Genomic DNA, 217 nt, shown 5'->3' on the forward strand with positions numbered 1-217 from the left:
CTCCCACAACTGGTCGGGAGACTCCACCCCGCCCGGGTAGCGGCAGGCCATGCCCACGATCGCGATCGGCTCGTCGGCGCCGAGGACCGTGCTGGTGGCCACGTCAGCGGTCGACTGGCGCACTCCGGCCAATTCCGACCACAGGTGGTCGGCGAGGACGGCCGGGGTCGGGTAGTCGAACACCAGCGTCGAGGCCAGCCGCAGCCCCGTGGCCGCG

Annotated in this window: 1 protein-coding gene; it reads right to left on the reverse strand. The window is 72.8% G+C overall.

Features of this window, described 5'->3' with window-relative positions; translation table 11 throughout:
* Positions 1-217 (reverse strand): beta-ketoacyl synthase N-terminal-like domain-containing protein (locus ACSNOB_RS32200; RefSeq protein WP_436691242.1); only part of this gene is annotated, 217 nt, incomplete at both ends.

This window comes from Micromonospora sp. URMC 106, from assembly GCF_051386395.1.
Lineage (GTDB): Bacteria > Actinomycetota > Actinomycetes > Mycobacteriales > Micromonosporaceae > Micromonospora.